Source organism: Streptomyces sp. NPDC042371 (assembly GCF_056437465.1).
In genome coordinates this window covers 191,221-203,120 of record NZ_JBWKAP010000008.1, presented here as the reverse complement: position 1 = coordinate 203,120, position 11,900 = coordinate 191,221, and the positions used below count along the sequence as shown (strand labels likewise).

At 71.3% G+C, this 11,900-nt stretch carries 10 protein-coding genes; 2 read left to right on the top strand and 8 right to left on the bottom strand.

The window, feature by feature from the left end:
- Positions 1 to 119: 119 nt before the first annotated feature.
- From AC068B_RS25075 to pdhA, 3 genes are read right to left on the bottom strand one after another with little or no spacing between them, the layout of a single operon-like run.
- Positions 120 to 1,643 carry a dihydrolipoamide acetyltransferase family protein gene (locus tag AC068B_RS25075; RefSeq protein WP_478673887.1) on the bottom strand — a complete coding sequence of 508 codons (1,524 nt, stop codon included), beginning with the start codon at positions 1,641 to 1,643 and terminating at the stop codon, positions 120 to 122.
- Positions 1,643 to 2,659 (bottom strand): alpha-ketoacid dehydrogenase subunit beta, encoded by a 1,017-nt coding sequence (locus AC068B_RS25070; RefSeq protein WP_356260926.1) that lies wholly within the window; start codon positions 2,657 to 2,659, stop codon positions 1,643 to 1,645. The genes AC068B_RS25075 and AC068B_RS25070 overlap by 1 nt, the downstream gene beginning before the upstream one ends.
- The gene (gene pdhA, locus AC068B_RS25065; protein ID WP_478673886.1) at positions 2,656 to 3,801 is read right to left on the bottom strand and encodes a pyruvate dehydrogenase (acetyl-transferring) E1 component subunit alpha; all 1,146 of its coding nucleotides are present in this window, start codon (positions 3,799 to 3,801) and stop codon (positions 2,656 to 2,658) included. The genes AC068B_RS25070 and pdhA overlap by 4 nt, the downstream gene beginning before the upstream one ends.
- A gap of 205 nt (positions 3,802 to 4,006) precedes the next feature.
- On the opposite strand from pdhA, the gene AC068B_RS25060 reads away from it, so the two are divergent.
- Positions 4,007 to 4,546 carry an Lrp/AsnC family transcriptional regulator gene (locus tag AC068B_RS25060; protein ID WP_478674167.1) on the top strand — a complete coding sequence of 180 codons (540 nt, stop codon included), beginning with the start codon at positions 4,007 to 4,009 and terminating at the stop codon, positions 4,544 to 4,546.
- Positions 4,547 to 4,624: 78 nt separating this feature from the next.
- Here the strand turns inward: AC068B_RS25060 and AC068B_RS25055 are convergent, their stop codons facing one another.
- Positions 4,625 to 5,218 (bottom strand): TetR/AcrR family transcriptional regulator, encoded by a 594-nt coding sequence (locus AC068B_RS25055; protein WP_356260933.1) that lies wholly within the window; start codon positions 5,216 to 5,218, stop codon positions 4,625 to 4,627.
- Entirely contained in the window at positions 5,215 to 6,726 is a 1,512-nt protein-coding gene (locus tag AC068B_RS25050) for a 3-hydroxyacyl-CoA dehydrogenase (protein ID WP_478673885.1), read from the bottom strand. Before AC068B_RS25050 ends, AC068B_RS25055 begins: the two co-directional genes overlap by 4 nt.
- 197 nt (positions 6,727 to 6,923) lie before the next feature.
- Here AC068B_RS25050 and paaN point away from each other — a divergent pair, with 197 nt between their 5' ends.
- Positions 6,924 to 8,615 carry a phenylacetic acid degradation protein PaaN gene (gene paaN, locus AC068B_RS25045; RefSeq protein WP_478673884.1) on the top strand — a complete coding sequence of 564 codons (1,692 nt, stop codon included), beginning with the start codon at positions 6,924 to 6,926 and terminating at the stop codon, positions 8,613 to 8,615.
- A 21-nt stretch (positions 8,616 to 8,636) separates the two neighbouring features.
- On the opposite strand, the gene AC068B_RS25040 is transcribed toward paaN, so the two are convergent.
- From AC068B_RS25040 to AC068B_RS25030, 3 genes are read right to left on the bottom strand one after another with little or no spacing between them, the layout of a single operon-like run.
- Positions 8,637 to 9,416: a TrmH family RNA methyltransferase gene (locus AC068B_RS25040; protein ID WP_478674166.1), complete on the bottom strand. Its 780-nt coding sequence runs from the start codon at positions 9,414 to 9,416 to the stop codon at positions 8,637 to 8,639.
- A 23-nt stretch (positions 9,417 to 9,439) separates the two neighbouring features.
- A complete protein-coding gene (locus tag AC068B_RS25035; protein WP_478673883.1) occupies positions 9,440 to 10,732 on the bottom strand; it encodes an HTTM domain-containing protein in 1,293 nt (430 codons plus the stop codon).
- Positions 10,729 to 11,763 carry a DUF5819 family protein gene (locus AC068B_RS25030; RefSeq protein ID WP_478673882.1) on the bottom strand — a complete coding sequence of 345 codons (1,035 nt, stop codon included), beginning with the start codon at positions 11,761 to 11,763 and terminating at the stop codon, positions 10,729 to 10,731. The genes AC068B_RS25035 and AC068B_RS25030 overlap by 4 nt, the downstream gene beginning before the upstream one ends.
- Between the last annotated feature and the right edge of the window lie 137 nt (positions 11,764 to 11,900).

Genomic DNA, 11,900 nt, shown 5'->3' with positions numbered 1-11,900 from the left:
ATGGGCATACGAAGGATCATTGACACCCCCGCGAAGGGCCCTACAGGCAAGGGACTTACGTCACGTGCCCCGCCCCGGCTCCCGCCCGGCTTCCGACCCGCACCTCATGCCGGAACCCGTCACACGGAGCGCAGCAGCACCGCAGGCTGCTCGACGCAGTCCGCCACGTACCGCAGGAAGCCACCCGCCGTACCGCCGTCGCACACCCGGTGGTCGAAGGTGAGCGACAACTGCACGACGTGCCGCACCGCCAACTCCCCCTGGTGCACCCACGGCTTGGGCACGATCCGGCCCACTCCCAGCATGGCCGCCTCGGGGTGGTTGATGATCGGCGTGGAGCCGTCGACCCCGAACACCCCGTAGTTGTTGAGGGTGAAGGTGCCTCCGGTGAGCTCCCCCGGCGTGAGTGTTCCCGCGCGCGCGGACTCCGTGAGCCGGATCAGCTCCGCGTTGATCGAGTCGGTCGACCGTGACTGGGAGTGCCGCACCACCGGGACGACCAGGCCGCGCGGGGTCTGCGCGGCGAAGCCGAGGTGGATGTCGGCGAACTGCCGCACCTCACGCGCCTCCATGTCCACGGCGGAGTTGAGCGCCGGGAAGCGGGTGAGGGCAGCCACGCTGATGCGCGCGAGGAGCGCGAGCAGCGACACCTTCTGGCCGTCGCGTTCCGTCATCGCGTCGTTCATGGCCTTGCGGGTCGCCAGCAGCTCGGTCGCGTCGGCGTCGACCCAGCAGGTCGCCTCCGGTATCTCGCGGCGGCTGCGGGACATCTTGTCGGCGACGAGGCCGCGGAGTCCGGTCAGCGGGTGCCGGGAGTAGAGGCCTGCCTTGCGCGGCTCCTCCCCGGCCGCCACGCTCTGCCGTGCTTCGTGACGCCCCGCGCGGATCAGCTCGTCGTCCTCCCGAACGGCCGCCTTGCGCGCCCGCGTGCGTGCCTCGTCGGAGGCCCCGGCCCGCGCCGCCGCCCGGCCCGCCTCGACGGCGGACTCGACATCCGCCCGCAGGATCAGCCCGTCAGGACCGGACCCCACCAGGCTGCGCAGATCCACGTCGTTCTCCCGCGCCAGCTTGCGCACGAGGGGCGAGATCACCGGAACCGGCCCATCGGAAGCGGGCGCGGCGGGCGCAGCCGGAGCGGACGGGGCGGGCGCAGCCGGAGCGGGCGGGGCGGGCGCAGCCGGAGCGGGGGTCGCCGGGGCGGAGACCCGCACGGACCGAACCCGACGCCGCCGCGCAGGCGCCGCAGCCGTCCCGTACCCGACCAGCACGTTCCCTGAGGGCTCCTCGGCGACCTGCTCGGCGGCAGCGTGCTCCGCGGCTGTCTGCAGCGCCCGCTCGGCAGGCTCCTCGGGCGCCCCGCCCGAAACCGCACCGCCCGAAACCGCACCGCCGGGCTCCGCTCCCACCGCGACCGTCAACAGCGGTGCGCCCACCGGCAGTTCCGTGCCTTCCTCACCGAAGCGGGCCGTGACCACGCCTCCGTAGGGACACGGCACCTCGACCATCGCCTTGGCCGTCTCGACCTCGACGACCGGCTGGTCCACCGCCACGACGTCGCCGACCTCGACGAGCCAGCGGACGACTTCCGCCTCCGTCAGCCCTTCCCCGAGGTCGGGCAGCTTGAATTCGAGGACCTGAGCCATCAGCTGTCCGCCTCCCACTGCAGCCGCGCGACCGCGTCCAGGATCCGGTCGACGCCCGGGAGATGGTGCTTCTCCAGCATCGGCGGCGGATACGGGATGTCGAAGCCCGCGACCCGCAGCACCGGAGCCTCCAGATGGTGGAAGCACCGCTCGGTGACCCGCGCGGCGATCTCGCCGCCGGGGCCGCCGAAGCCGCCCGACTCATGGACGACGACGGCCCGCCCGGTCCGCCGCACGGACGCGGCGACCGTCTCGTCGTCGAACGGCACCAGGGAGCGCAGATCGACCACTTCGAGGTCCCAGCCCTCGGCGCGGGCGGCCTCGGCCGCCTCCAGGCAGACGGGCACGGACGGCCCGTACGTGATGAGCGTGGCGCTGCGCCCGGCGCGCCGCACCGCCGCGCGGCCTATCGGTTCAACGGTCGCCGGGGCGTCCGGGTTCCACTCGGCCTTCGACCAGTACAGCCGCTTCGGCTCCAGGAAGATGACGGGGTCGTCGGAGGCGATGGAGGCCCTCAGCAGGCCGTAGGCATCGGAGACCGTGGCCGGGGTGACGACGTGCAGGCCAGGCGTCGCGATGTAGTACGCCTCGGAGGAGTCGCTGTGGTGCTCGACGCCGCCGATGCCGCCGCCGTAGGGCACGCGCACGGTGATGGGGAGCGGCAGCGCGCCGCGCGTGCGGTTCCGCATCCGCGCCACGTGCGAGATCAACTGCTCGAAGGCGGGATAGGCGAAGGCGTCGAACTGCATCTCCACGACGGGCCGCAGCCCGTACATCGCCATGCCGACCGCCGCGCCGAGGATCCCGGCCTCGGCCAGCGGCGTGTCCGTGCAACGGTCCTCGCCGAACTCCTTGGCGAGCCCGTCGGTGACCCGGAAGACACCGCCGAGCGCTCCGACGTCCTCTCCGAGGACGTGGACGGACGGGTCCTCGGCCATCGAGTCCCGCAGCGCGCGCCCGAGCGCCTGCGCCATGGTGGCCGGTTTGGTGACCGGCTTCGCCGCGACCGTGGTCATCGCGCTTCCTCCTCCGCCTCTTCCGAGGCCACTTCGAGCTCGGCCCGCAACTGTGCCGCCTGCTCCCTGAGTTGGGAGGTCTGCTCGGCGTACACGTGCGTGAAGAGGTCCATGGGGTCGAGCACGGGCTCCTGGTTCATGTGCTCGCGCAGATCGGCGGCCATGGCCTCGGCGTCCTCGCCCGCCCGTCGCTTCATGTCGTCGTCCAGGAGTCCGCGCTCCGTCAGCTCCTGCTCCAGGAGCAGGATCGGGTCGTGGTCGCGCCAGGCGTCGACGTCGGTGTCCTGCCGGTAACGCGTGGCGTCGTCGGCGTTCGTGTGGGCTTCCATGCGGTACGTCACGGCTTCGACGAGGGTCGGGCCGCCGCCCTCACGCGCGCGGGCGACCGCTTCGCCCAGCACCTCGTGCATCGCCGCCGCGTCGTTGCCGTCCACCAGGCGACCCGGCATGCCGTATCCCACGGCCTTGTGGGCGAGGGAGGGGGCCGCGGTCTGCTTGGCGAGCGGCACGGAGATCGCGAAGCCGTTGTTCTGCACGAGGAAGACCACAGGGGCCTGCCACACCGCGGCGAAGTTCAGCGCCTCGTGGAAGTCGCCCTCGCTGGTGCCGCCGTCGCCGACCATGGCGAGCGCGACGACGTCGTCGCCCTTGAGCCGGGCCGCGTGCGCGAGGCCCACGGCGTGCGGGAGCTGGGTCGCAAGGGGGGTGCTCAGGGGCGCTATGCGGTGCTCGCGCGGGTCGTACCCGGTGTGCCAGTCGCCGCGCAGCAGCGTCAGCGCGCTTGCGGGGTCGAGGCCGCGGGCGACGACCGCGAGGGTGTCCCGGTAACTGGGGAAGAGCCAGTCCCGCTCCTCGAGGGCGAGCGCGGCGGCGATCTCGCACGCCTCCTGGCCGGTGCTCGAGGGATAGACCGCGAGCCTGCCCTGCTTCGTCAGTGCCGTCGCCTGCGCGTTGTACCGGCGGCCGCGCACCAGCTCTGCATAGAGCCGGCGCAGCAGCTCGGGGTCGACCTTCTCGGCGGCATCGGTGCCGAGGACGCGATAGGGCTCCGCGTCCGGCAGCAGCGGCGCGGGGTCGGTCCTGGGCTGCCAAGCGGGGGGCGGGCTGGGCCGGTAGGCGCCCCGCTGCTCCATGACCGTCATGACGGCACCTCCTGTGGGAAGCGGTCTCCTCGTGGGAGCGGCAAAAGAGGCGCGCTGACGTGATGCGCCTCACCTACCGATTGTTCGGTCGTCGGCACATTTTGGCTACAGGCACCTCCAGGCTGTGGACAAACGGTTCTGCACAGCCTGGGATAGATGCAGTACGTCCATGGTAGGGAGGCGGGGGGACATGGCATCTGAACGAATGGCCGAGGGGCCGGACGGCGACCGCCCGGAGCCGCGCGCCCCCGAGTCCCACATCCCGGAGCCACGCGTCCCGGACCCCCGGACCGCGGATCCCCGGCCGCTGGACGCCATCGACCGCGACATCCTGCAGATCCTGCACACGGACGGTCGCGCGTCGATACGCTCCGTGGCCGAACGGGTCCATGTGTCACGGGCCAACGCGTACGCACGCATCAACCGCCTCATCGACGACGGCGTCATCCGGGGCTTCGGGGCGCGCATCAACCACGAACGCGCCGGGCAGGGCGCGTCCGCGTACATCACGCTCAAGATCGTCCAGAACACCTGGCGCACGGTGCGCGAGCATCTGCGCGCACTTCCCGGTGCGTCCCACATCGCGCTGGTCAGCGGCGACTTCGACGTACTGCTCCTGGTGCACACGCCGGACAACCGGGCGCTGCGCGAACTGGTGCTGACCCGGCTGCAGTCCATCCCCGAAGTACTCAGCACGCGTACGTTGCTGGTCTTCGAGGAGGACGACATGGAGCCGGAGAACTGACCCGACGGGGTACGGCAGCCCGGCGGATCCCTGCGGCCCGGCGGGTCCACGCCCCCCGGCGCGCGGCCGAGGCCGGACTCAGCGTTCGGTGCGCAGCCCCGCGAAGGCCAGCTGCACGACCGCGTCGGCGACCTGCTCGCCATTGGCGGCCCCCCGGCTCTCGGGCCGGTACCACTCCACGATGGAGTTGATCATTCCGAAGAGCAGCCTGGTCGCCAGCCGCAGTTCGATGTCGGAGCGCAGGTCACCGTCGGCGACGGCCTCCTTGAGCAGCGCCGCCACCTGCTGGTCGAAGTCCCTGCGCCGCTCCATCGCCCAGCGCTCGGTGTCCGTGTTGCCGCGCACCCGCAGCAGCAGCGTCACATAGGGCAGCTCGGCGACCAGCACCTCGACGGTGCGGCGCGTCACGTACTCGAGACGCTCCACCGCACTGCCCACGCGCGCGTGCTCCTCGGCGAGGATCCCGAAGAGACCGTCCAGGGCCCGGCTCACGGCGCGGCGCAGCAGCTCTTCCTTGCCCGCCACGTGGTGGTAGATCGAGGACTTGGAGATGCCGGCCGCCTTGGAGAGGTGCTCCATGGACGTGCCGTCGTAGCCGCGCTCGTTGAAGACCCGCACGGCCACGCTCAGGAGCGTCTCCGGGGTGTACGTGTCGCGCCGGGCGGTGGTCATGAGTACTCCTCTCGCACGGCTTGGCGCCGCAGTGCCTGGGAGGGCGCGTATCGCCCGGTGGGGTACTCGTCGTGCAGGGCGTCGAGCGCCTCTGCCACCCGGTACGTGGTGAGACGGCGGCCCCATTCGACGGGCCCGACGGGGTAGTTGACGCCGAGCCGCATGGCGGTGTCGATGTCCTCGGCCTCCGCGACCTCGCGCCCGACGGCGTCCAGGGCGAAGTCGACGAGCATCCACACCGTGCGGGCCACGATCATCCCGGGGGTGTGCCCGATGACGCTGACCTTCTTGCCGAGTACCTGGAAGAGGCCGATCGCCTCCTTCAGGGACTGCTCGTCCACCCTGCTCGAAGGGGCGAGGGCGACCCTGGTCGCGGCACGGTAGTCCAGCGCGAGGTCGAAGTGGATGGTGGGCTCCGACGCGGCGTCGGCGGCCATGCCGTCGGCCAGGGCGAGCTGGGCGCCGCTGGGGAGCTCGATGAAGCCCGGGTAGCTGGGCACACCCTTGCCGCGGCCGACCCGGATGCCCGCCTCCCTCATGAGGCCGCTCAGCGCGTCCGCCGGGAAGAGGTCGCCGTGCACGGCGACGGACTCCGGGGCCTTCGCGGGCGGCGCGGTGTGCGGCTCCGCGCGCGGGACGTCGTCCCCGTACGCGTACCAGCCCTGCCCCGACTTCCGCCCGAGGCGGCGCGACTCGACGAGGCGGCGCTGCGCCAGCGACGGCGTGAACTTGGGGTCCTGGAAGAAGGACTCCCACACGGAGCGCGTGACGGCTTCGTTGACGTCCTGGCCGATGAGGTCGGTGAGCTCGAAGGGCCCCATCTTGAACCCGCCGCACTCGCGCAGGACGGCGTCGATCGTGGCGGGGTCGGCGACCCGCTCCTCGTACAGGCGCAGCGCCTCGGCGTAGAAGGGCCGTGCGATGCGGTTGACGATGAATCCGGGGGTGTCCGCGCAGCGCACCGGGGTCTTCCCCCAGGCCTTGGCCGTCTCGTACGCGCGCGTGGCCGCCGTCCCGTCCGTCGCGAAGCCGCTGACGACCTCGACGAGGGGGAGCAGGGGCGCCGGATTGAAGAAGTGCAGGCCGACGAAGCGTCCCGGACCGCGCAGGGCGCCCGCGATGGCGGTCACGGAGAGGGACGAGGTGTTGGTGGCCAGCAGACAGTCCTCGGCGACGACCTCTTCGAGGTCCTGGAACAGCCGCTGCTTGACCTCCAGTTGCTCAAGGATCGCTTCGACGACGAGACCGCAGTCGGCGAGCTCCGCGAGGCTTTCGGCGGGGGCGAGCCGGGCACCGGCCGCGGCGCGGTCCTCGGCCGTGAGCCTCCCCTTCTCGACGAGCCGGTCCAGGCGCACACCGATCGCGTCGGCCGCTGCCTTAGCGCGGCCGGGCGCCGCGTCGTACAGCCGCACGGGGTGGCCCGCGACCAGGGCGACCTGGGCGATGCCCTGCCCCATGGTTCCGGTACCGACCACGGCAACGGCGCTGCTGAGCTCGAGTGCTGTCATGTTCGCGATCCTCCCGCACGGCCCGTCGGCCGCAGGGTTCGGGGGTGGCCGTCAAGAAGTTGTCCACAGGTTTGACGGACCCTCTTGTCCCGACCGATCGTTCGGTTACTCTAGCCCTGTCAGAGCGTTCCTGCCCACCGTCCCTGCCCAGCTCGCCAGCTCGATGAAGAGCTGCCCGAGGAGGAGTTGGTCCCGTCATGGCCGCCGAACCCACCGCGAACCAGCTGATCGCCAAGCACCGGCCCACCCTCGACCAGGCGCTGGAGACCATCCGCACGCGTGCGTACTGGTCCCCCCACCCCGAGCACCCCAAGGCGTACGGGGAGGGCGGCAGCCTGAGCCTGCCCGAAGGAAAAGCCGCCTTCGACGCCCTCCAGGGCACCCGTTTTGACCTCGACCAGCCCGGCACGGACGACTGGGTCGGCGGCGAAGTCTCTCCGTACGGGCCGGAGTTGGGGATCACGTATCCCCACCCGGACATCGACACCCTGCTGCCCGCCATGCGCGCCGGAATGCGCGCCTGGCGCGACGCGGGCGCGGAAGTGCGCGCGGCGGTCTGTCTGGAGATCCTGTCGCGCATCAGCGCCCGCACGCACGAGTTCGCGCACGCGGTCATGCACACCAGCGGCCAGGCCTTCATGATGGCCTTCCAGGCGGGCGGCCCGCACGCCCAGGACCGCGGCCTGGAAGCGGTCGCCTATGCGTATGTGGAGCAGACCCGCACCCCCGACGCGGCCGAGTGGACCAAGCCCCAGGGCAAGCGCGACCCGATCGCGCTGACCAAGCGGTTCACGCCCGTCGCGCGCGGCATCTCGCTCATGATCGGCTGCAACACCTTCCCGACGTGGAACGGCTATCCCGGCCTGTTCGCCTCGCTCGCCACCGGCAACCCCGTCCTGGTCAAGCCCCACCCGCGCGCGGTCCTGCCCCTCGCGCTCACGGTGCGGATCGCCCGCGAGGTCCTCGCCGAAGCGGGCTTCGACGCGAACCTCGTCTGCCTGGCCGTCGAGCGGCCCGGCGAGGGCATCGCCAAGGCGCTCGCCGTCCGCCCCGAGATCAAGCTGATCGACTACACGGGATCGACGGCCTTCGGCGACTGGCTGGAGACCAACGCCCGTCAGGCGCAGGTCTACACGGAAAAGGCCGGGGTCAACACCGTCGTCGTCGAGTCGACGGACAACTACAAGGGAATGCTGGCCAACCTCGCCTTCTCCCTGTCGCTGTACAGCGGCCAGATGTGCACCACCCCGCAGAACCTGCTGATCCCGCGCGACGGCATCGAGACCGACGCAGGCGCGAAGTCGTACGACGACGTGGTCTCGGACCTCGCGGCCTCGGTGAGCGGCCTGCTCGGCGACGACGCCCGGGCGAACGGCGTCCTCGGCGCGCTGGTCAACCCCGATGTGAAGGCACGCCTCGAAGCGGCCGCAGGCCTCGGCGAAGTCGCCCTCGCCTCGCGGGAGATCGCCAACCCGGACTTCCCGGACGCCGTCGTCCGCACCCCGGTGATCATCAAGCTGGACGGCGCCAAGCCGGACGCCGAGGCCGCCTATCTGAGCGAGTGCTTCGGCCCGGTCTCCTTCGCGGTCGCCGTCGACTCGGCGGCGGACGCGGTGGAGCTGCTGCGCCGCACGGTGCGCGACAAGGGAGCGATGACCGTCGGGGCGTACACGACGTCGGAGGAGATCTCCGCCGCCGTCGAGGAGACCTGCCTCGAAGAGTGCGCCCAGCTGTCCCTGAACCTCACGGGCGGCGTCTATGTGAACCAGACGGCGGCGTTCTCGGACTTCCACGGCTCGGGCGGCAACCCCGCGGCGAACGCCGCACTGTGCGACGGCGCGTTCGTGGCCAACCGCTTCCGCGTGGTGGAGATCCGTAAGGACGCCTGACCTTCGACGTCCGCGGCGGGTTCAGGCCTCCGGTCCCGGGGGCCTGCCCGCCGACCAGTGGAAGAGCGTCATGCCGACGCTCGTCGCCAGGTTGTAGCTGGAGACCTGCGGGCGCATCGGCAGGGACACCAGGTGGTCCGCGCGGTCCCGCAGCGCGGCCGACAGACCGCTGCGCTCGGAGCCGAAGGCGAGCACGGCATCGTCCGGGAGCTTCAGCCCCCTGATGTCCTCGCCCTCCGCGTCGAGTGCGAACACCGGGCCCGGCGGGAGATCCGCCACGTCCATGCGTTCCACGGCGGTCGCGAAGTGCAGGCCCGCGCCGCCGCGCACGACCGTGGGGTGCCAGGGGTCGAGCGTGCCGGTCGTGACGACCCCGGTCGCCCCGAACCCCGCGGCGAGCCGGATCACCGCCCCTGCGTTGCCGAGGTTGCGGGGATCGTCGAGCACGACGACCGGCGCGGACCTCGATGCCCTCCGCAGTGCTTCGAGGTTGGCCGCACGAGAGGGACGTACCGCAAGGGCGGCGACGGCCGTGGGGTGCAGCCGGGGCACGAGGGCGCGCAGCCGCTCGTCCGGGACCTCCGTCAGGAGTCCGCCGAGGGCGTCCCGCACGTCCGGCGCGAGCTCGTCCGCGAGGGCCAGGACGGCGGACCGGTCATTGGTGAGCACGACCGGCACCTCCGCGCCGAAGCGCAGCGCGTGCTTGATCGCATGGAAGCCGTCGAGCAGCACGGACGTATCGGCGAGCCCGCGCCAGACGCGCACGGCGCCTTCGGCATCCGCCCCGCCCACCCCGTCCATCCCCGTCGCCCCGTCCGCCCTGTTCATGGCGTGAAGCCTACGCGCGCGGGTTCGGTGGGTTCCTCGCCCCGCTTCTCGCCCCACTTCTCGCCCCGCTGCTCCTCCCGCCGCTCTCCCAGCGTCCCGTTCACGGCGCGCTGTTCCGGCACGTCACCGCGGCGGGGGAGCGGAAGACGGGATACCGCCCCGCCACGCGCGCGTGCCGCCCAACCGCCGAGCCGCCGCAGGAAGGACGTCGGCAGGAACACCGCGTCGGCCGCGATCATCGCGAGCGAGAAGAACGGCAATCCCAGGACGACCGCGATCACGGAGTGCTCGATGATCATGGCCACGAGCAGGACGTTCTTGACCCGGCGGTTGAAGAGGGCGAAGGGGAAGGCCACCTGGACGGCGACCGTTCCGTACGTCACCAGGAGCACCATGATGCCGTGGGACGAGAGCAGTTCGGAGAGGGCGGGCCACGGGGAGAAGTAGTCGAGGTTCAGCGGGTAGTAGACGGCCGTGCCGTCCTGCCAGCGACTCCCCTGGATCTTGTACCAACCGGCGGTCGCGTAGATCAGACAGGCCTCGACCATGATCACCAGCAGGCCCGCGTTGTGGGCGAGGTTCGCCACGACGTCGAGGAGCTTGCGCAGCTCGCTCTGCGGAGCCCGCCGCCCCACGGCCCACCAGAAGCCGTGCACCAGCCACAGCCCCCAGAAGAGCAGCAGCCACCCGCCGCTGAGCTCCCCCATGAACGTCACGACGGACAGACCCAGCCCGAACACCCACCACAGAGCGGGCCCGACCGCCCCGTCCCCCACGGCCGCGACGTCGTCCTCCACGCGCGTACGCGCACGTACGCGTGCCGCGCGCCGCGCGTCCAGCGACCAGACCTGGCCGCAGCGCGTGAAGACCAGATACGTCGACATCAGGTGGAGGACGTTGTCGCCGCCGTCCCCCATGAAGATGCTGCGGTTCTGCAGCGACAGCACACCGATCATGAAGAGCACGGACATCGCGCGCGTGTGCCACCCGAGCATCAGCAGGACACTGCTGATGATCCCCACCGCATAGACGATCTCGAACCAGACGTGCCCGTCCGACCACATCAGAGCGGTGAAGGCGCCGTTGCTCGCGATGAGCTGCTGCGCCATGTCCCAGTTCCAGGGGCCGTCGGGCCCGTACATCTCGTGGCGGTGGGGGAGTTCGCGCAGCAGGAAGAACAGCCAGGTGGTGGCGAACCCGATACGGACCACCGCGGTCTGGTACGGGCCGAGGGCGAACCCCGTGACGTTGTTGATGCCTCGCACCAGCGGGCGTTCGATACGACTCACCGTGCAGCCCTCTCCGCGTCGGCGGCCACACGGCCTTCGGTGTTTGCACGGCCTTCGATATCCGTACGACCTTCGGTGTCCGCGCGGCCCTTCCCCTCGGCGAGCGGCAGGTCCTCGGGCCCCACCGACCACCAGGGGAGCACCCGGTAGATCGGCTTGGGGGAGACCTTCTCGTCGCTCCACTTCGGCGGCCGCACGTTCGTGGTCTTCGAGCGCAGCTGCACGCGCGCGATCTCGTCGCCCTTGTGTCCCGGCTCTGCCCGGTCGAGCCGCATGTACGCGATGCGGCGGACGTAGTGCTCGGAGAGCTGGCCCCGCAGACCGACGGGACGATTCTGCGAGTCGTGCGAGCCCACGTAGAAGTCCCAGGCGCGGCGGAGTTCGTTCTGCTGCGTGTGGCTGGGCAGGAGGTTTCCGTCGATGGAGGCGGCGTCGGCGGCGGAAAGGCCGTACCACTCCGTGGTCCGCACACCCCCTTCAGCGGTCCGGAGCTCCGCACGGGCCTGCACCGCGACGTTCTGCTGGAGCGGGTTGGGCGCGAAGAGCTTCCAGTTCTGCTCGAACTCGGGGTAGATCCATTCGTCGACCACGTCCCCGTGCTGCTTGGTCAGCGTGTTCGAGGGTGCGACGTGGAGGAACAGCATTCCTATGTGGACGCAGGCGGCCACGGCGACGACTGCGAGGGCGCACGCGGCGGCGATCTGATAGCCGAGTTTGAGCCCGGCGATCCCGACCCGCGCTTCCCGTTCGGCCACCGGGCCGCGGTCCTCGGGTCCTGGCTCCTCAGGTCCGGGGTCCTCGGGTGCGGGATCTTCGGGTGCGGGATCTTCGGGTGCGGGATCTTCAAGTGCGGGCGCCTGGGGTCCGGGCTCCCCGGCTGCAGGATCCCCGGGTCCGGGCTCGTCGGACCCGGCAGGATCGTCAGGCCCGACAGCCTCGTCGGACCCGGCAGGATCGTCGGCCCCTGGCGGCCCGCCGACCTCGCCAGGACCGCCGGGCCCACCACCGGAGCCCTTGTCGTTCCCGTCCATTCCGCCCCGTTCCCCGTTCCCGCACCGAACCCTGCCGCCGGAACGGTACTCAGGCCCGCCCACCGCGCACAGCGTCCGTGAAGTTATCCACAGGGTTGACACCTTATGGCCGAGGGCCGCACCATTGAATTCAACGA